The following is a 20,292-nucleotide window of genomic DNA, read 5'->3' as shown; positions in this document are numbered from 1 at the left end:
TATAATTAAAAATTAAATCCAATATTTAGCACGTAATAACCTGGCAACAGTAGATCAGAAAGTGACATACACAGCATAATCCGTATCTTCGGCGACTATTATATGCACTTGATCACTATCCTAAAGCCCTTTAACCAACTAAGCCCTGATGAGCTGTATGCCATTATGCGGCTTAGGAATGAGGTATTTGTGGTTGAACAGAACTGTGTTTACCAGGACGCCGACCTTAAAGACAGCAAATGCCATCACCTGATGATCTTTGGCGATGACGAACTACTGGCTTATGCAAGGCTGGTACCACCGGGGCTTTCTTTTACAGAAATGTCAATTGGCCGCGTAGTAACCAGTTCAAAAGGCAGGGGCTCAGGAAACGGCCGGCTGCTTGTAGCACTTGCCATTGAGAAATGCCGCGAGATATTTGGCCCTGGTCCTATCAAAATTGGCGCACAGGCCTATTTAAGGAAGTTTTACGGCAGCTTTGGTTTCCAGGAAACCGGTGAGATCTATGATGAAGATGGTATCCCCCATATCGATATGATACTAAACTAACATGGATAGTTTCGAAACACAATTGGATAAGGCTCAATTAAGCAGCGACAACTTCTCCGCAGAAACCTTTATTCCTGGCTTGTTTAAGCCCGGCAGCGACCCTTATGATAAGCTTAAACACGCTATAGAACGTGAGTTTAGGCCAAACGGTGCCCCAGAGGTGATACAGATGGACATTGACCGTGTTAAATATGAGCCTACATCGGGCAAAGGCAATTTTCGCGTGGTGCTCGATATCAATTATACCTTCGGCTGTGAGGACCTGCTGATCAAAAAAAATGAACAAACATCGGAATGGACCTTTTTCATCGACCAACAATTGCTTTGTATCTTCTTTGATGGTTCCCCATATATCGACAGCCGCAGCACCGCTGATGAATTTTAACTTTATTGCAGCTGATACAACTCAGTTAAGTTCCGGGTTACCCATTTTATGATAGGTTAACCTGAACTGCAAGGGTGAAACTTGTTTAAATCTTTTAAACTGCCGGTAAAAGAACGGCAAGGTTTCATATCCACAGGAATAACTGATCTGTTTAACCTGCATGTCTGTTTCTATGAGTAGTTTGCAGGCAATGTTAAGCCTGAATTCGTTTAAAAAAGTAAAGAAGTTCTTTTTCATCACCTTGCTGAAAAACCTGGAAAAATTCTCTTCGCTCATATGTAAAGAGCTTGATATATCCTTCAGCTTTATCTTTTCGCCATAATGTTGCTTAACATATTGATAAACGGAATTTATCCTGTCACTTTGCAATGATTCCGGCTTTATGGCAAAATTATGTTCACAAAGCATTTGAAAGCTATCTTTTTCAGACAGTGTCTTCAACACATTTAAAAAACACATTAACTTTTCGAAGGGCGCTGTTTCAGGCATCGCGATAATATGATCCTTGATCTCGCGGGCAACAGTTTTAGAAAACTGGATCCCTTTTTCTGAAAGTGCCAGCATGTTTTTTATCCCCCTGAACTCCGGTTGATCTAACCAGTTTTTACCCAGCAGATCGAGATCCCATTGAATAACAATAGCCTGGGCCTTATGGATGTTTTGCTCCATATTTTTCCAGCAGTGCGGCAGGTTTGGGCCCAGCAATATCAGATCATCATCCTCAAAATGCTCCATACTATTGCCAACATAGCGTAAGCCGGAACTTTGAAGTATATAGGTGAGTTCAAACTGAGGGTGAAAGTGCCAGGGCGCATCAAATTCATCCTTTTCCTGAAAGAAAGCCTTTAATGAACTGGCAGGCAATGGCAATATGGATTCAAAAACCGGTTTCATAAAATTACCTATTCTGGGCTTATTTAAACCAAATAGTTTAATTAATACACAAGATAAGGTATTATTTCGTCAAAATACAGTAACTGCATCCTGTTTTTATTCAGGTACTTTGCTTTTAACCAATACAATAACCAATGCTGGATCTGTCAGAATTTCATTATCAACTGAGCAACACCTTTAAAAAACCAATTACTAAAGATCAATGGGAGGAGTACAGACTCACTGATGAACAGATCCGTTTTTTTAATAAGTACGGCTATCTAAGTAACATAAAGCTTTTAGATGATGAACAGATCGCTGTTTTAAATAATGACCTGCATGAAATTACCAATGCTGATCATCCCGGCAACCCGCTATTTCATGAATTTCATTCCAACGAATCCAGCAACCCTGATACCGTTTTATTCCATGCCTTAGGGGCCTGGCGAATCACCCGGGGCTTTCATGACCTGCTCTGGAACCCGGCATTTTTGATGGCAGCGAGCCAGTTATTGGGCAATAAAGCCGTCCGTTTCTGGCACGATCAGTTATTCTGTAAGCCCGCTCATCATGGTGGCGTTGTTGCCTGGCACCAGGATTATTCTTACTGGACCAGGACAGTCCCTATGCAGCATTTAACCTGCTGGATAGCATTAGATGACGCAACTACCGATAATGGCTGTTTACAGTATATCCCCAAAAGCCACAACTGGGGTTTACTTGATAAGCCGGAGCTTGCAGGCGAAATGGACAGCATAACCGATTACCTGACGGGGAAGCAGAAAAAAGAGTTCAATCCTGTAGCAGTAGAGATAAAAAAGGGTTATGGCACATTCCATCATCCCTTATTATTACATGGTTCCGGCGAGAACAGATCGAATAACTCCAGGCGGGCATGTGTGATAAATGTATTTGCCGATGGTACCAGATCAGCATCAAACGAACCATTATTGAAAGGCGCTGATCCAATCCCTGAAAGGCAAAAAATGCAGGGACGCTTTTTCCCCAACTTATTTACCCCAATTGAAAATAACTTTAAACAGGATATCACTCAGGCATATGAACTATAAGATCTTTTTGGCAGGCATATGCCTCTGCCTTATAGCGCAACTACCCCTGCACGCGCAAACCAGTGAAGAAAACTTTAATGTAAAAAGCTTTGGCGCGCAGGGCGATGGGCATACCACAGATACTAAAAGTTTTATTGCTGCTATTGCTGCTTGTGTAAAAGCGGGTGGTGGCACTGTGTATATTCCTGCAGGGAAATTTGTTGTAGGTACAGTTCAGCTTTTTAGTAATATTAATTTAATGTTGAGTCCTGGCGCAGTATTGATGGCCTCACCTAACAAAGATGATTTTCTTTTACAAAAGGATTATGGCTTTAGCGGTTCGGGAGCCAGTGATAAATTGGGTATACTCTTTGCCACTAATGCGGAAAATGTGAGCATTACCGGCACCGGTGTTATTGACGGTAATTCAACCGCTTTTATGTATGCTGATAGCGTACAGGTAAATGGTGATGACCTGAGTTATACCCGTCAGGGCAATGCTTATTTAAAAAATCCGGATGGTAATAAGGAAGCACCGGTAATGTGGAAAGGCATAGGTTCGGAACGGCCCGGTACACAGATCATTCTTCACACTTGTAAAAAAGCGATCATTCGCGATATTACAATTCGTAATGCCAATGACTGGTCTGTTGATATTAAAGAAAGTGATGATGTTAAGGTCTTAGGTATCTCCATTGATAACGACCAGCGCGTTCCCAATAGCGATGGCATTGATATGTACGACTCAAAAAATGTGCTGATAGCTGATTGTGATATCCGTGCAGGCGACGATTGCATAGCCTGTATAGGCTCCAGCAATATAACCGTTACTAATTGTAACTGCACTTCAAGGTCGTGCGGTATACGTGTAGGTTATAATGTTTTTAATGACCATGACTCAGGCAACCTGCTGTTTAATAACATACACATTTATGGCGCTAACCGTGGGATAGGTATTTTTCAAAGGCGTAAGGGAAACATGTCGAACATACTGTTCTCAAATATGATCATTGATACCAGGCTGTACCCCGGGCAGTGGTGGGGCCATGGCGAACCTATTCATATATCGGCAATACCGGGGGCTGGCCACCAGGAAGTTGGAACCATTAGCCATGTCAGGTTTAGCAACATAATAGCAGCAGGGGAACAAGGCATAGTGCTGATCGGATCGAAAGAAAGCACACTCCAGGACATTAGCTTTGACCATGTGCAGCTTACCATCAATAACGGGAAATTTACTGCCATTAATGGCGGAAATTTTGATATGAGGCCTGCAAATGATGTTAAAACAACTTTGTATAAGCATGATATCCCCGCTGTTTATGCCAGCAGGATCAATAATTTAACCATAAGCAACATGGATGTACATTGGGATCCTTCATTACCCGCATGGTTTACAAATGCCATTTATTGTGATAATTTTGATCAGCTGACTATTGATGGCCTCACCGCATCTGCTGCACCCAAAGCCCCGGCAAATGAAGCCGTTGTTTCCCTGCATAATGGCCATGGTGTTAGCCTCGATCATATTAAGTTGCAAACAGATATCCCAACTACAATTCAGCACAAACTCATTTTACAGGATAATGCCGGTAAATGACTGAAAGATTTATAGAACAAATAAAATACGATCGTCTATATCTTAAACGACAGCTTTATGAGGTGAACAATCCCCCCCACAGCGATCTGTAAGCCCACGCAAAATATCAAAAAGGCCATCAAACTATTAATGATCTTTTCGTTATGCGAACCAATGTAACTGAGCAGTCGGTTTGTATTCACATAAAAAATAAAGATCAGGATACATATCCCGATAATTGAAACCAATAGCGCGCCCACATTAATCAGGTATTGTGAAGTGTCACTGTTAGCCCCGTCAGCACTCAGTGTAAAAAGCACCGCGATGGTACCCGCACCCGTAGTCATTGGGAATGTGATCGGGTAAAACAGCTTATTTACTATTGAAGGGATATGATCCAGCTCAACCTCGGTAGTAGTAGGTTTGGTTTCCGCGGTTGTATCGTTACTGTCTGTCGATAAAAGCCCCCAGCCTATCTTACAGATCATGATCCCTCCCGCCAGTTGGATGATAGGGATAGATAAACCAAACACCTCAAGTATCCAATGCCCGATAAATAAGGTAACCGCGCAAATGATAAAGGAATAAAAGGTAATCTTTTTAACTACTGTTATCCGCTCCTTGCGGGTAAGACCGGAAAAATACGGACTGATGATAAATGCCGTACCTAATGGGTTTACCACCGGGAATAATGCCACAAAGCCGACAAAAACAAGGTGAATAAATGTATTAAGTTGGGAGGTCATGTTATACTTGGTTGATGATGCTAATTTATATATTCTATGCCGAAAATCAACCCCAGTGTGATCAAGCTTTCCGTACATATACAACTACGCCAAGGACAGGCTAAAGTTCGCCATCCGGGCTATCGACAATTTCGTTTAAATGCACCAGGGTGGCCTGCAGACTGGCTGCGCTGGTACCCAGCATGGTTATCAACTTTTCTTTTTCCGCAGGGTCGGTTTCCTGTCCTATCAATTCGCTGAGCATTTGAATATTAACAGTATGCGACCGGATATTATGTGATACTACATTGGCAAAATTCAGTAGGCGCCTATTCTGGGCGCTGATCAGCTGCATATGCTCTTTGAGTTCCGTGATATCTTTGATATGCGAAACAAAATACAAAGGTTTTTCCTGCTGGTCGCGCACCAGGGTTACATTTAGCGATACCCAAATCACATGGCCGTTTTTGTGAAAATAACGTTTATCCATCTGATAGGAGCTGATCTTGCTGTCAAGCAACTCGTACATTTGCTTCAAATCCACATTAAGGTCATCCGGATGCGTAATATCCTGAAAGGTGAGCCTAAGCAACTCATCGGCTTCAAAACCTAAAATCCGGCAAAGCTCCTGGTTCACCCGCATCCATTGTCCTGCTGTGGAAACCAATGCCATCCCAATTGGCGCATATTCAAAAGCATAATGGAACTGCTCTCCTTGTTCTGCTACTTTACTATCTAAGGCAATTTGTGCGGTAATATCCGTAATGGTACCGTAAATTATGGTGGCACTTACCGCCACCCTTACCTCTACCCATTTGGTGTTATTTTTCGCCGTGTTTAACTGCAAACGCCCGCTTACTTGCTCGCCGTTTCTGGCTGCCAGTAATTTCCGAATCATCGTCCCATCTGTATAAAAAGCCAGCGAATTATCCAACGTTGGGGCAAAATCCGGACTTACTTCATATATTTCCCGTACCACCTCGTCCCAATAGATCTCACCGGTCACCAGGTTTTGTTCCCAAATACCCAGGTTGACAAGGCTTGCTGCTTTTTGGTAAATTTCGTATTTGGCCTGCATAATCAATGAAGCATTAGGTATTCATAAGCCAGTATCAGCACATCTTTCAGCCTTTCTATCTTCATTGGTTTAGAGAGGTATTCATTCATGCCCGAACTTAAATAAATTTCCCGTTCCTCGGGCATGGCATTGGCCGTTAAAGCAATAATATAGGGATGAAAGGCCTGAGACGATCTGATGATCCGTGTAGCTTCAAGCCCGTCCATCACCGGCATCTGGATATCCATCAGTATCACCTGGTAGGGATAAATAGCTAACTGATCTATAACTTCCTGTCCATTACTTACTATACCAGCCTGATAGCCCAGTTTACTCAAAATACGCTCTATCAATTTTTTGTTGATATCATTATCCTCGGCCACTAATATTTTCATCGGGTATTGTACCGCGAAGCTTTCAGCCAGTAAGCGTACAGGCTCTTCAACTGCCGGAACAACAGCAACAGCCGTATTAAAACACGCTGCTATGGCCCTGAAAAGTTGTTTTTGCTTCACAGGCTTTACCAGGATGGCGCTGAATAGCCCTGCATATTTTTTCATGCTCTCATCACCGATAGAGCTAAGCATAATAATGGGCAGCGCGCTATATTTGTCTTTTACAATTTTCGCAAAGCTGATACCATCCATCGCCGGCATTTCCATATCCGTAATTACAAGCTCAATATGCTGGTGTGCTTCAAGCAGCAACAGTGCTTCTTTTGCCGACGATGCAGTGAGAGGCACACATCCCCATAACTCCAGTTGAGTTTTCAGGATCAGCCGGTTGGTATCGTTATCATCAACGATCAGTATCTGCCTGCTTTCCAGTTCCGCTTTCTTTAACGGAGCCTGTACCGGTGCTGCCATATTACTTTTTACAGCAGTTATTGTAAAGCTGAAAGTAGAACCTTCGCCCAAAACACTGGCGGCCCGAATCTCACCTCCCATTAAATTGATTAACCGCTCACTGATCACCAGGCCCAATCCAGTCCCCCCATATTTACGGGTAGTTGAGGAATCTACCTGCGAAAAAGGCTTAAACAGGTCTGAAAGTTTATGTTGCGGAATACCTATCCCGGTATCCTTTACGCTAAAACCGATCTCCAGGTGATCGTTATCGAGCAATTTATTCAGTTTAACCTGTAGGAATACTTCACCTCTTTCTGTAAATTTAATGGCATTATTAATCAGGTTTATCAGCACCTGTTTAAGTCGTAAACTGTCCCCGATAATTTGTACAGGTAACTGATGATCGATCTCATACAACAGGTCTATCCCCTGCTTTGATGATTTTTGAGCGAACAGGTCCATCACCTCTTCTACCGCGTTGCGGAGGTTAAAGTCCTCCTGCTCCATATCCAGTTTGCCCGATTCTATCTTTGAAAAATCCAGTATATCATTGATCACATTCATCAGGGTTTCGCCGCTCCTGATAATGGTATCCGTATATTCCTGCTGCTCGCTGTTAAGCGGCGTTTCATTCAGCAGTGAGGCCATACCTATCACCCCGTTCATCGGGGTCCGTATCTCGTGGCTCATACTGGCTAAGAAAACACTTTTAGCCAGGTTCGCCTTCTCTGCATCCTGCCGTGCCGCCCGCTCCTGTTCACGTTGTAGCTCAAGTTCGTCTGATTGTGCCATTAATTCTTCATTAATGGCCTGTAATTCTTCCGACTGCTGCAAAACCTCCGCGGTACGCTCCTCCACCAACTCTTCCAGCTTTGCTTTCTGGGCCACAATCGTTTTTACCCGCAGGTAATAGATCAGGTAAACCCCGGCAATCACCACAATAAAAACTAAAGTCTCAAACCACCATGTTAACCAAAACGGCGGAACAATAGTTAAAGACAAACGGATCTCAGAAGATGACCATTGTTTTTCTTCATTCTGTACCCTTACTTTTAGCACATAGTTGCCCGGCGGCAAATTAGTATAGGTTGCTGAATTTTTATTCCCCACCAGGTTCCAACTTTTATCAAATCCTTCCAGCCGGTAAGCATAAAATTTCTTGGTGGCGGCCCCATAGTCCAGCGCAGCAAATTCGAAACTTATAACAGCTTGGTCATAAGGCAAAGTAATAGATTTTGTAACGCTGATATCCTGTTTTAAGGGAGATTTGGCGCCTGCCTGCACTGTTTCATTAAACAGTAGAAACCCGGTAAGTACCAGCGGCGCATCATAGGGCCTTTCCTTAACCTTATCCGGGTAAAATTGATTAAAGCCATCTATCCCACCAAAAAAAAGCTCACCCGTATGGCTTTTTAAAGCAGAATGTGGTTTAAATTCACCTTCCTGCAAACCATCTTCCCCTGTAAAGTTTTTAAAGGTTTGGTGTACCGGATCAAAACGGGAGATCCCTTTATTGGTGCTGATCCACAGATGCTGATCCCCATCTTCCAGTATTGCATAAGTAAAATTATCTGCCAGGCCGTTCGCCGTTGTATAATGGGTGAAATGGCCGGTGGCGGGATCCAGGTCATTGAGCCCGGCGAAAGTACAGCTCCAGATATGGCCCCTATGGTCTTCATACAATGCTAGTACGGTATTATTGCTGATGCTGTTTTGCTGATCCTTATATTTAAAATGGATAAAAGTACCGGTCGCGGGATTAAAGCGGTCGAGCCCGGCATCATTTGTACCTACCCATAAATTCCCTTTACTATCCTGCAAAAGTGAATTGATCCGGTCGCTGCCCACACTTTGAGGGTCATTATCATGATGACGGTAATGGACAAATGTGTTGCTCGCCGGCTCATATCGATCCAACCCGCTGCCAAACGTGCCGATCCATACCTTGTCACCGGCCACGGGCAGCAAAGTATATACATTATCACCCGCTAAACTATTCGGATCATTTGCATTATGCTTAAATGTTTTAAACGTTTTTGTATTGAGCTGATAAACACTTAAACCATCGGCCCAGGTACCTATCCACAACTGCTTGCGGCCATCTTCTTTAATATCCAGATCATAATTACCCGACAAGCTATTTTTACCCTCCTGATGCGTGAAGTTTGTAAAACTACCCGTAGCCTTATCAAAAAGATTTATCCCCCCGCCATCCGTACCAACCCAGTAATGATGATCTGAATCCTCAAAAAGGCAAAGCACAAAATTATTGGAAAGGCTATGCTTATCGCTATTATGCTGATAATGCATAAAGTTTTCTTTCCGCTTTTTATATAAATTAATGCCTCCTCCAAACGTGGCAACCCACATATTGCCTGAATGATCTTTCAGGATTACATCGGCTGAGTTGCCGCTTAAACTACTGGCGTCAATATCATCATGTGCGTAGTCGCCGAATTTGTTTTGTTGATAGCTAAAGATACAAACCCCGCCATTTTCCGTCCCGATCCATAAATTTCCAACATTATCTTCGGCTATGCTCTGCACATTGTTATTGACCAGCGAATAACTATCAGCCGGATTATTTACAAAATGTTTAAACAAACCATTACCCTCATAACGGTTTAAACCTGCACCCGAGGTACCTATCCACAGATGGTGGCCGCCATCCTCAAAAATACTGGTAATATTATCGCCCGAGATGGAGCCCTGTACATTATCCTGATGACTGAATCGTGTAAAGTTCCCGCGCTGCCGGTTAAATAAGTTCAGCCCGGCTGTCTGTTCCCCGGCCCACAGGTTATTTTCCCGGTCCTTATATACGATATAAATATTGTTACCGCTGATGCTGCGCGGATCTGAACTATTAGTGCGGTAATGAACAGCCTTGCCTGTTACCGGGTTAAAGTTATCCAGGCCGTCTTTTTGCGTAGCCAGCCAGATATGCCCGTCATCATCCAGCGCTATTTTGTTGATGAAATCGCTGGCGATACTGCCAGCCAGACTATCCTGGTGCCGGTAATGATAGAATTTATCAGTTTTAGTGTCGAATTTATTCAGCCCGCCGCCAACTGTAGCCACCCAGATATTACCGTTTTTATCTTCGGCCAGGTGAGATATATAGTTATTGCTGATGCTATACGGATCGGAATGATCATTGCGATAGGTTTTAAATTGGTAACCATCGTAGCGGTTTAAACCATCCCGGGTACCAATCCACATAAATCCCTTGCTGTCCTGGAGAATACAATTGATGTTACGCTCAGACAAGCCGTTATTGGTACTTAGATGCTCAAAATGCAGTTGCTGGTTTTGAGCCCGCAACGCAGACGGCACAACCAGCAGCAGTGCAATTAAAAAAAATCTCAGACAAGGGATCAACCGGATAGTTATAAAAGGCAGCATTAACCATTACTTTAACGAAAGCCGGCTTACAGAGGTTACAATTAATTATTCATCACACTCATGTGTGTTTTATCATTGTTTCAATATAAGTCCTTCTCTTTCTGTATTAACTGTTAATCAAATATAACATATATTATTTATTGATAATTAATGCAATCGATACCATATATAAATATATGTGTATAGGCATAAAATTAAGAAATCACAATAGATTTACTGCATAAAGCCTATCTATTTTGCCTTAAATTCCAATTAAAGATCATTTTATTAATATTTTTTATTGCAATCGATTGCATTTTAATAAACACTTTATTACATTTGATTTAACTAATTATAACACCTTAAAAACCAATTTCATGAAGAAAAACAACTTCCTGCCGGAAGCAGCCAAACACGCTGCTTTTGGCGCAGCCATCATTGTATTTGCTGCAAGCTCATTCATCTTAACAAGCTGCAAAAAAGACAGCAGTTCCGCAGCGGCACCCGCCAGTACTTCAGCATCGGCAGTTACCAGGCAGCGCTCGGCTTCGTTTGGCCAGACCGCCCTAAGCTCTACGGGGACCAACAACGGCTTCTATTGGCAATGTTATTACACAACCGGCTCAGCAAGCCTAACTAATGGTTCAGCAGGCAACTTCTCTGTTACCTACAGTGGTGTAGGCGATGTGGTAGCCGGTAAAGGCTATAACCCCGGATCGGCCCAAACTATCGGGTACAACGTTGGTGCACTTAGCGGTAGCTACAATTTTGTAGGCGTTTATGGCTGGACCACAAGCCCGCTTATAGAATATTACGTGTGTGAGTTAGGCTCTGTTGTGGCCGGAACGCAGGTAAATACTGTAAGCAGCGATGGGCACACCTACACCTTTTACAAGCACCAGCAGGTTAGCCAACCCTCCATTCAAGGTACTGCAACATTTTGGCAGTACCTGGATAACTGGGGTGGATCATCAACCGGGGCAAACCACTCCATCAATATGGCTAACCACGTTAATAACTGGCAGAGCAATGGCGGGCAGGGTTTTGGCAGCTACAATTACCAGATATTGGCATTAGAGGCTTACAGTGGTAAAAGCGGCTATATAAACGCAACCGTATGGTAAACCGTTGATTATTGACATATAAAGGCCGGCTGGTAATCACTGCCGGCCTTTATATTATACAGTTATAAATCTTTATCACCTATAACCTTCAAGGCGGTTTAAAAGACATATTTTATATGAGGAAACTATTAATTTTATTTTTAATGCCAACAACGGCTGTAATCAGCTCTTGTTCGCATAAAGTACCGGATAACCAAAAGGCGCCTGCCGACTTTGTGTTAGTTAAGGGCGGAACTTTTGTGAACACAAAATCAAAATACTTCGGAAAAAATGTAAGCATTGCCGATTTTTATATCGGCAAATATGAGGTAACTCAAAAAGAGTGGACCGCGGTAATGGGGAATGATCCCTCAAAGTTCATAGGCGACAATCTGCCTGTAGAAAGCGTAAGCTGGTATGACTGTGTGGAGTATTGTAATAAAAGAAGTGTAAAAGAAGGCTTAAAGCCATATTATAATATCGACAAGAATAAAAAGGATCAGAATAACACAAACGATATAGATAGTATAAAATGGACGGTAACCGTAAATGCGGATGCCTATGGCTACCGTTTGCCGACAGAAACCGAATGGGAATATGCTGCAGGCGGAGGCCAGATGAGCAAAAGCTATACCTACAGCGGAAGTAATAATATAGATGATGTGGCCTGGTATTGGAAAAACTCAGGAGATAAATATTTAACGGGGGCCTGGAACTGGCCTGTATTGCAGAAAAACAACAATAAAACAAAGTCTGTGGGCAGCAAGAAACCCAACGAACTAGGCCTTTACGATATGGCAGGCAATGTAAGGGAATGGTGCTGGGATTGGCACGAAAGTAACGGGCCGGAGGATCTGCCGGGACGAGTTTGGACAGGTGGCGGTTGGATCGGCGGCGACTTTTGCTGCGCATCCACATTCCAGTCCAACTACGAAGCAAGCGGCAAAGGATCTGATCAGGGGTTTCGGTTGTTGCGCAATATGTGAAGCCAAAGAGGACACACCCTCACCAAGCGTCTTATGCTCCCGTAAGCGTCCCGCTTGTGATTATCTTGTCCTTATGATCCCAATACGTCCCGCTTGTGGCTATTTCGGCGGACAGTTCTGTTAAACCACAAGCGGGACGCTTGCGGGAGCAAAGGAGCAAAGGGGAATTTGATTTGAACTATAAATCTATCGCTCCATAATGCCTCTTCATCTATAAACTCAGGCTATTGGAGGATCATTCAGAAAAAAAACAATATTCATTTTTAATATTGTTTATAAATCAATTAACCTGTTCCTCAAAATGAAAAAGATCATTACCGTAGCGGTACTATTTTCGGCCTTTTTGGCTGTAACCGCGTCTGCACAAAATAAGTCGGGCTATCATGTGCTAAAAACATTTCATATTAAAAGCGGCGGGGGATATGACTATACCACAGTCGATTCAGCTTCCAACCGGCTGTATGTTTCGCATGGCACACAGGTAAATGTGCTGGATAAAACCACCGGTGATTCTATAGGCGTGATAGCTACTGATAAAGATGTACACGGCATTGCATTGGTACACGAGTTGGGTAAGGGTTATATCACCAACGGATCGGCGAACAGCGTGGTTGTTTTTGACCTTAAAACCTTTAAGATACTTGCTCATGTGCCGGCAGGTACTTTTGCTGATGGGATAATGTATGATGATTATTCCAAAAAGGTGATCAGCTGTAATGGCAGAAGCAAGAATATGACAGTTATTGATCCGGCGACAGATCAGGCAATTGCAACCATTCAACTAAGCGGATGGCCAGAAACGGCTACAAGTGACGGCAAGGGGAAAATTTATGTTAACAATGCCGAAAAAAGCGAAATAGATGTAATTGATGCCAATACTTTTAAGGTAGTAAATACCTGGCCAATAGCGCCTGGAGTAAGAGCGTCGGGTTTATCAATGGATCGAAATACCATGAGGTTATTTGCAGGCTGCGACAATAAAGTATTGATAGTGATGGATGCAACCAACGGGAAAGTGGTTACCAGCATACCCATCGGCGATGAGTGCGATGCAGTAGGTTTCGATAAAAAGCTTAAAACAGTTTATTCGTCAAATGGTGATGGTACTTTAACAATTATTAAAGAATGGTCGGCTGATAAGTTTACGGTTGTTGAAAATTTACAAACAAAAAAAGGTGCCCGCACCAATGCGGTTGATCAGATCACCCATTTGGTTTACTTACCAACAGGAGATTTTGCACCTAAAAAAGCGGGGGCTTTCAGGCCTTCTATTATCCCGGGTACTTTCCAGGTGCTAGTGGTAGGGAAATAAAGATAAACAACTCTCTCCGCACATCATTCCTTCTTGGCAATGACGTGGTCCCCCGCTCCCGCAAGCGTCCCGCTTGTGGCTATTTCGACGGACAGTTGCTGTTAAACCACAAGCGGGACGCTTGCGGGAGCGGAGGCGAAGCAATCGCAGACTGTACAAGGCGAGGGATTGCTTCGTTCCTCAATGATGACGTTTGGTTTTTTGAGTTTTTTACACTGCTGAGTTTACTATTCGCTCTTCAAACTTTTCACCGGGTTCATTAACGCGGCTTTTATTGCCTGGAAACTGATTGTAGCCAGCGTAATAATGATAGCCAATAATGCCGACACCAGAAATACGCCCGGGCCAATGCTGATGCGATAATCGTATTTCATTAACCAATGCTGTAAAAAGTAATAGGCCAGTGGCGAGGCAATAATGCAGCTGATCATCACCAGTAAAATAAAATCTTTTGAAAGCAATAGCCACACCTGCACTATGGTAGCGCCAAGTACTTTACGAATGCCTATTTCCTTGGCACGCTGTTCTGCCACAAACGCTGCAAGGCCAAATAAACCCAGGCAAGAAATAAAAATAGCCAGCCCCGCGAATATGCCTGATAGCTTCCCGATCAGCATTTCAAGCTGGAATTTTTTGTTATAAACATCATCAACAAACCGGTAATCAAATGGGAAGCCTGGGTTATATTTATTAAAAATGGCGGTTATTTTTTCAACGGCTTCATGGGTTGGTACATTGGGCGACAATTTATAGATCATGTTTCCGCCTTTACCAGGGAAAAACAAAGTAGGATCGGCCGGGGCAAAGGGTGAGATCATCAGCGCATCCTTTACGACACCAACAATCCGGAGCTGCTGTTTTCCATCCACCAATATTTGATTCACCGGATCTTTTAAACGCAGGCGCTTAACAGCAGCCTCGTTCAATACCACATTACTGGAGTCGGTTTTTGCACCGGGCAGAAAATCCCTGCCGGCAATAATTTTCATGCCCAGGGTTTTAAAGTAATCATCAGATACGCCTATATTACCCATCTCAACGGTTTCGCCGGGTAGTTTACCGGGCCAGTGATCAATATCGCTATGCGAAGTAACATCGGTAGCCGGGCTTGTAGCCGTGGTAGCCGATTGCACCAGGCCGCTTTGCAAAAGCTCGTTCTTTAGCGCTATATAGTTATGGTCAAGGTCATCGTTCAAATCCGTTGCTACCAAGCGGTCTATACTATAACCTGTGGGCCTGTCCTTAGCAAACCTGATCTGCTGGTAAATAATCACGGTACTGATGATAAGCGCTATGGAACAGGTAAATTGCACCACCACCAATACCTGCCGCGAAAATGATTTGGACTTTCCGCTGCCTATCGTCCCTTTTAAAACCTGTACCGGGTTAAATGAAGAAAGATAAAATGCAGGCTTAGCACCGGCTATCAGCGCCGTTAACGACACACAAGCGGTTAAGATCAGCCAAAAATAAAAACTACTATATGGTATAACGATGGATGTACCAGCAAGGCTGTTAAACGATGGCAGCACCATGGTTACCATTGCCAAACAGCATAAAAATGAAATGAAAGTAACCAGCGTCGATTCGATAAGGAACTGGAAGATCAAATCGCTGCGTAACGATCCGATAGCTTTGCGTACACCTACTTCCCTGGCACGTTTTTCAGATCGCGCGGTTGATAGGTTGATAAAATTGATGCAGGCTATGATGAGTACCAGCAAACCTATTACGCTAAAAATATGCACGTAATCAATAAAACCGCTGTTAGCAATGCCGTTTTTGTACTCGCTGTACAAATGCCAGTCCTGCAAGGGTTGCATTATTACTTTTGAGTTACGCGCGTTTATATTGTCGGGTTCAGTTTTTTCAATATCCCTTATTTTAGGTTCCACCTGTGCATAGCTGATGCCGGGTTTTAATTTCACAAAAATCTGGAAACCGTTATAAGCGAAATTACCGGTACGCGCTGCCTTTACCCAGCTTTGGGTTTGCTCAAAATAACTAAATGGGAGAACGTATTTAAACCAAAAAGATGAGTTTGCAGGCAGGTCCTTAATTACCCCGGTTACTTTAACATCGTGCTGATTATCAATCCTAACAGTTTTACCCAGTGAATTTTCATTACCAAATAAAGCTTTGGCCGTTGATTCGGTGAGTACAATTGAATAGGGTTCCTTAAGTGCCGTTTGTGCATTACCCTCTATAAAGGGATACTTGAACATTTTCAGAAAATCACTCCCGAGCTGCGCTCCCGGCAGGTAAAATTTGCGGTTATCCACCTTAAGTCCATGCGCCCACATCCAATCTGATTCGGCTACACCTTCAATCTCCGGGATATTATTCCGCAAGGCATCAGCCAGTTTCAGCGATGTGCTGCTGAAAGTGAGCGTTGTGCCATTACTATTAAAGTTGCGCCTAACCTGATATAGTTGACCGTAGTCGGGCAGGCTTTTATCGTAAGAGTACTGGTACTGCACCCACAGACCAATGACCAGCGCCACGACCATACCTGTTGCCAGGCCCAAAATATTGAGGGCACTATAAACCTTATTGCTTAAAATATTTCGCCACGCGATCTTTAAGTAGTTCTTTATCATGATAACCGAATTGGAATAAATCAACTATAAAGGTTTAACATGCCAAAATACAAGCCAAAATAATAAGCATTTGATTATAAATGAATTAGTATCTTTTGTAATTATTAGCTGTATCAGAAGCGAACATCCATTGTTCGCTTTTAAAATATGATCGAATAGTTTTCATTGATTTATCTGGCCATTAATTTCAGTAATAAACAAAAATGCAAATGATAAAAGGCCATAAAGGCTTTTTACCATTTGCATTTTCTTGTTAAATCAATTAGCTATAAGGATACGTGGTTTAAATACCCTTTAACCAATTTATTGAATAGCTACATTAAATTCATTACTCATCCTGTTGCCGGGAGTAACAATCACATATTTTAAAGTTAACGGGCGACCGTTGGTAAAAGGCATATTAATTGAACCGGAATATAAATCAGCTGTGTTATCTGCCTTATGGCCATCAATAGTATAATATACTGTACTACCTGCTACAAAAGGAGTGATAGTTACCTTTTTCCTGCCGGTTTGGGGATCGTTATTAACCACCACATCTGCTTCAGGTATCCTGTAGTTTACACCAAGGGCTTCCATATTTTTTAAATATCCCGGCAACTCATTTTGGGTAAAGTTTTTATAATCCTTGTTTTCGGCTTTTGTCCAGCCAACTTCTGCAAGCGCTGCTACACGAGGGAATAGCATATACTCCAGTTTATTATTAGTTGCAACATATTCGGTCCACATGTTTGCCTGTACACCAAGTATATGCTTTTGCTGATCGCTGGTTAAGCTGGCAGGCAGTGGATTGTAATTGTAAACTACATCCAGTGGTAAAAACCCGCCGATTGCTAATGGCTCAGTTGTTTTATCCTTAGCCTGCGCATGATCAACATACATATTACTATTTGGGGTCATGATTACATTATGCCCTTGTTTTGCAGCGTCAATGCCACCCTGTTCACCACGCCAGCTCATTACTGTTGCGTTAGGGCTTAATCCGCCTTCTAATATTTCATCCCAGCCTATCAGGTTCCTTCCGTTTTTATTCAGGAATTTCTCAATGCGGTTAATAAACCAGCTTTGCAGCTCATCTTCATTTTTCAAATGATTTTCCTGGATTAGTTTTTGAGCGATCGCTGATTTTTTCCATTCATCTTTTGGAACCTCATCTCCGCCAATATGTATATCCTTACCCGGGAAAATAGCCATAACCTCGGTTAATACATCTTCCAAAAATTTAAAGGTTGGTTCATCAGGGTTATATATGGTATAATGTACACCCCAATAGCCCTTTACTGTATAAGGGCCGGTTCCATTACCTAATTCAGGGTAGGCAGCTAATACGGCAGTACTATGGCCGGGCATCTCAATCTCCGGAATTACAACAATGTTCCTGTCTGCAGCATATTTTACGATTTCGCGTGCCTGATCCTGGGTATAAAAACCGCCACTCCTTTTACCGTCGTAGATAAATGGATTGAAATCGCCATAGCCACCGATAATGGTTGAATCGCGCCATGCGCTGATTGAGGTTAATTTAGGATATTTTTTAATTTCTAAACGCCATCCCTGATCATCTGTTAAATGCCAGTGGAACCTGTTTAATTTTAGGGACGCCATCACGTCCAGTATTTTTTTAATTTCAGGTATATCGAAAAAATGACGGCCTACATCTAACATAAGTCCACGGTAAGCAAAATTTGGCTGATCCTTAACTGTTATAGCAGCTACTGATAATTGCTTATCGTTTTCATGAATTAATTGCATTAACGACTGTACGCCATAAAAAACACCGCCCCGCTCACCAGATATGGTTATCCCCCGAGCGTTTACTTTGAGCTCGTAAGCTTCATCAGCTAATTTAATGCCTGACGCCGTATTTAAAACAATGGTGTTGGTAGTTGCACTATTAGTTATTGGTAACACAAAACCGTACCGCTTATTAAAAAAATAGTTAAACATAGCGGCCACCTTTTGAGCGTCAGCTCCTTTTGCAACAATGGATGTACGTTTACTAATAATAAATTCGCCTGCACCTTTTTCAACAGAAACGGGTTTAGGGACGATTGTTATCGCGTCTTCTGCTTGCTGAGCAAATGCCATGCTTCCTGATAACAGCAGGAGAATAATTGAAAGTGCTTTCTTCATGTATTTATATGATATTATAATTGGTTTATGCTTACTAAATTTATCGGCTATTAAAAATTTAACAAAGACCGGCCCTTGGCCGGTCTTAACTCATTAACACTAAACTAACCAATCTAATTGGCTGTTATCTTCAAAACAAGGTTCCTTGTATATATCTTAAATATGCTTTTTATCTCAAAATTCATATTCCAGCCTGTTTATATAAGCCTACTGTTGAAATAGCGGGATTTAATCTTGATGATTCAATTCGTAATCTTACTTTATCAGCTGTTATAGCTGGGAAACGTAATAAACGTTTATAGCCAATGGTAGTACCTTCAGTAACTTTCGCCCAATCCTTACCGTTCCAGTATTCAAGCGTAAATTTTTCTACACGTTGCCCTATGCTGATGTTTTCCTGTAAGAGTAAAAGGTCAAAGGTTTTAGGAGCTTTTAAATCAAGCGCGATCACTGAGGAAGAATCTTTACCACGGGTGGTAAACCAGGTATTGTAATTATCATCTAAAATTGCTTTTAAATTTATACCGTTGGCGCATTTAACCGTTGCTCCTTTAAGCAGGTTTTCTTTAAAGATATCATCACGCAGTTTCTTCCAACCCTGTAAGGCCTTTATATCACTTTCATTAATAAGGCCCTCTTTATCGGGCGGTATATTCAGCAGTAACACACAATTTTTACCTGCTGAGTTGTAATATATATCCATTAGCTTTTCAGGCGATTTAACCTTATCATTTTGTTCATCATGATAAAACCATCCCGGCCTGATAGAAACATCGGCCTCAGCGGGATACCATACCAAACCTTTTGCGTTTTTAATTTTATCCCGGCTGCCTAAGTCATTACCCGTCATATCGCCTTGTGGCTTAAAGGTAATATCATGCTGAGAATTAGCAGTTACTGTTAACTGGTCTAAGTTATTTGCAGGCACAACGCTCCACTCCGATTCACGGCCATAACCGGTTTCAGTACCAACCCAGCGAACATCCGGGCCCATTATAGCAATAACGGCACCTGGTTGCAGCTTGCGGATAAGGGCATACCATTCATTAAAATGATACACCGGCTTTTTTCCGTTGGGGCCTTCGCCATTTGCCCCATCAAACCATACTTCATCAACCTTACCGTAATTGCTCAATAACTCGGTAAGCTGATTCAGGAAATAGGCATTATATTTTTCAGTATCGCCATAATCAGGGTTATTCCTGTCCCATGGCGAAAGGTATATTCCAAAACCAATTCCCTGCTGGTGACAAGCATCGGCAACTTCTTTTACTACATCACCTTTTCCATCTTTCCATGGACTGTTCTTTACCGAGTGTTCGGTATACTTACTTGGCCAAAGGCAAAAACCATCGTGATGTTTAGCGGTTAATATAACTTGTTTAATACCTGCCTCTTTACAGGTACGCACCCATTGCGCAGCATCAAGATGAGTAGGATTAAATAATTTAGGATCTTCTTTCCCGTCTCCCCATTCGCGATTGGTAAAAGTGTTCATTCCAAAATGCAAAAATGCGGTAAACTCCAGCTCTTGCCAGCGCAATTGCCGCGGCGCGGGCGTAACATTGGCTGCTTTTGTGATAATATCCTGCTCTGAATCTGTTTTATTAATTATTACATAATTATTTGCTTGCTGGGCATATACGGCAGGTGAAAGCAGCATAGTTAAAAACAATAAAATGCTTTTTGTTTTAGAGGGCATTGTTCTA

The 20,292-nt window shown here is 42.5% G+C and carries 14 protein-coding genes; 7 read left to right on the top strand and 7 right to left on the bottom strand.

The features are described from left to right. Positions 1-102 precede the first annotated feature (102 nt). Together BLU33_RS06720 and BLU33_RS06715 are read left to right on the top strand one after the other, a co-directional pair. A complete protein-coding gene (locus BLU33_RS06720) occupies positions 103-549 on the top strand; it encodes a GNAT family N-acetyltransferase (RefSeq protein ID WP_091370577.1) in 447 nt (148 codons plus the stop codon). 1 nt (position 550) lies between these two features. After that, the gene (locus BLU33_RS06715; protein WP_091370575.1) at positions 551-934 is read left to right on the top strand and encodes a hypothetical protein; all 384 of its coding nucleotides are present in this window, start codon (positions 551-553) and stop codon (positions 932-934) included. Positions 935-955: 21 nt separating this feature from the next. On the opposite strand, the gene BLU33_RS06710 is transcribed toward BLU33_RS06715, so the two are convergent. Further along, a complete protein-coding gene (locus BLU33_RS06710; protein ID WP_091370574.1) occupies positions 956-1,828 on the bottom strand; it encodes an AraC family transcriptional regulator in 873 nt (290 codons plus the stop codon). Between the two features lie 134 nt (positions 1,829-1,962). Between BLU33_RS06710 and BLU33_RS06705 the strand changes: the two genes are divergently transcribed. Both BLU33_RS06705 and BLU33_RS06700 read left to right on the top strand, forming a co-directional pair. Beyond that, positions 1,963-2,877 carry a phytanoyl-CoA dioxygenase family protein gene (locus BLU33_RS06705; protein ID WP_091370572.1) on the top strand — a complete coding sequence of 305 codons (915 nt, stop codon included), beginning with the start codon at positions 1,963-1,965 and terminating at the stop codon, positions 2,875-2,877. Then, positions 2,867-4,456 carry a glycoside hydrolase family 28 protein gene (locus tag BLU33_RS06700; protein ID WP_091370569.1) on the top strand — a complete coding sequence of 530 codons (1,590 nt, stop codon included), beginning with the start codon at positions 2,867-2,869 and terminating at the stop codon, positions 4,454-4,456. Before BLU33_RS06705 ends, BLU33_RS06700 begins: the two co-directional genes overlap by 11 nt. Before the next feature lie 35 nt (positions 4,457-4,491). Here BLU33_RS06700 and BLU33_RS06695 read toward each other — a convergent pair whose 3' ends face one another. From BLU33_RS06695 to BLU33_RS06685, 3 genes are all read right to left on the bottom strand, one after another. Next, entirely contained in the window at positions 4,492-5,181 is a 690-nt protein-coding gene (locus tag BLU33_RS06695) for a MarC family protein (RefSeq protein WP_091380276.1), read from the bottom strand. 100 nt (positions 5,182-5,281) lie between these two features. Beyond that, complete coding sequence (locus tag BLU33_RS06690) at positions 5,282-6,238, bottom strand: PAS domain S-box protein (RefSeq protein ID WP_091370566.1); 957 nt, start codon at positions 6,236-6,238, stop codon at positions 5,282-5,284. 2 nt (positions 6,239-6,240) lie between these two features. Beyond that, on the bottom strand, positions 6,241-10,470 hold the full coding sequence (locus BLU33_RS06685) for a hybrid sensor histidine kinase/response regulator (RefSeq protein ID WP_091370564.1): 4,230 nt from the start codon (positions 10,468-10,470) through the stop codon (positions 6,241-6,243). 356 nt (positions 10,471-10,826) lie between these two features. On the opposite strand from BLU33_RS06685, the gene BLU33_RS06680 reads away from it, so the two are divergent. The 3 genes from BLU33_RS06680 (at position 10,827) to BLU33_RS06670 (ending at position 13,850) form a co-directional block, all read left to right on the top strand. Next, positions 10,827-11,573 (top strand): glycoside hydrolase family 11 protein, encoded by a 747-nt coding sequence (locus BLU33_RS06680; RefSeq protein ID WP_091380273.1) that lies wholly within the window; start codon positions 10,827-10,829, stop codon positions 11,571-11,573. Between the two features lie 116 nt (positions 11,574-11,689). Then, positions 11,690-12,538, top strand: coding sequence for a formylglycine-generating enzyme family protein (locus tag BLU33_RS06675; RefSeq protein WP_091370563.1), 849 nt, complete (start codon positions 11,690-11,692; stop codon positions 12,536-12,538). Between the two features lie 301 nt (positions 12,539-12,839). Then, positions 12,840-13,850 carry a YncE family protein gene (locus tag BLU33_RS06670; protein ID WP_091370560.1) on the top strand — a complete coding sequence of 337 codons (1,011 nt, stop codon included), beginning with the start codon at positions 12,840-12,842 and terminating at the stop codon, positions 13,848-13,850. Positions 13,851-14,077: 227 nt separating this feature from the next. On the opposite strand, the gene BLU33_RS06665 is transcribed toward BLU33_RS06670, so the two are convergent. The 3 genes from BLU33_RS06665 to BLU33_RS06655 all read right to left on the bottom strand — a co-directional run bounded on the left by BLU33_RS06665 (position 14,078) and on the right by BLU33_RS06655 (position 20,285). Beyond that, positions 14,078-16,450: an ABC transporter permease gene (locus BLU33_RS06665; RefSeq protein WP_091370558.1), complete on the bottom strand. Its 2,373-nt coding sequence runs from the start codon at positions 16,448-16,450 to the stop codon at positions 14,078-14,080. A gap of 303 nt (positions 16,451-16,753) precedes the next feature. After that, positions 16,754-18,583: a family 20 glycosylhydrolase gene (locus tag BLU33_RS06660; RefSeq protein WP_091370555.1), complete on the bottom strand. Its 1,830-nt coding sequence runs from the start codon at positions 18,581-18,583 to the stop codon at positions 16,754-16,756. Between the two features lie 181 nt (positions 18,584-18,764). Further along, positions 18,765-20,285 (bottom strand): alpha-L-fucosidase, encoded by a 1,521-nt coding sequence (locus BLU33_RS06655; protein ID WP_232009409.1) that lies wholly within the window; start codon positions 20,283-20,285, stop codon positions 18,765-18,767. Between the last annotated feature and the right edge of the window lie 7 nt (positions 20,286-20,292).

It is taken from the genome of Mucilaginibacter mallensis (genome assembly GCF_900105165.1).
In the GTDB taxonomy this organism is placed as follows: Bacteria; Bacteroidota; Bacteroidia; order Sphingobacteriales; family Sphingobacteriaceae; genus Mucilaginibacter; species Mucilaginibacter mallensis.
Note: the sequence above shows the minus strand (reverse complement) of the source record. Positions and strands in the feature narration are given on the sequence as shown.